At 70.0% G+C, this 540-nt stretch carries 2 protein-coding genes; both read left to right on the top strand.

What is annotated here, in order from left to right:
- On the top strand, positions 1–249 hold a 249-nt coding region (locus tag ACK4SE_RS14305; protein WP_409694064.1), incomplete at its 5' end, for a hypothetical protein.
- Positions 246–540: hypothetical protein (locus ACK4SE_RS14300; protein ID WP_409694062.1), on the top strand; the 295-nt coding region annotated here is incomplete at its 3' end. The genes ACK4SE_RS14305 and ACK4SE_RS14300, both read left to right, overlap by 4 nt.

The following is a 540-nucleotide window of genomic DNA, read 5'->3' as shown; positions in this document are numbered from 1 at the left end:
TGCCCCCTTTTGCCCGCGCTTTCCCTGGGGCGGGGGGGGCGCCATGGGGCGGGGGGGGGGGGGGTGGCGGTGGTGGCGGTGGTGGCGGCGGCGGTGGCGGCGGCGGTGGCGGCGGTGGCGGCGGCGGCGGTGATGGCCGCAGCACTGGCAGTCACGGTGGTCACGGTGCCGCACATGGTTCCAGCGCTTGTGTTTGGCTGCAAGGCGCCGTACGAGCGCACCACCGCGATCGCCTCGAAATCTTGGTGAACGATGCCGAAGTCGAAGCGGAACTGCTGAGCGTTGTCGCGCAGTGTACAAACCTCCCCGCCAGCCTGACGCTGCCGCTGCAAGCCTTGCCGCTGCATCCCTGGTGCGTGCCGCTGCTTCAAGTTGGCCTCTCTCAGGCTGCACAAGCGTCCGGGGCACCGTCGATGGCGGAGCTGCAAGCACGGCAGCTGCCTGAAGTCATGTTCGCGAAGGAGAGGCGCGACGACTCGGAGCCACTGGCAGTGCCGCACCGGTGCTCCCGGACCTCTGCCAGTGCTCTGCCGCTTGAGC

This window comes from Brevundimonas sp., assembly GCF_046293315.1.
GTDB lineage: Bacteria > Pseudomonadota > Alphaproteobacteria > Caulobacterales > Caulobacteraceae > Brevundimonas.
This window is presented reverse-complemented; position numbering and strand designations above follow the sequence as displayed.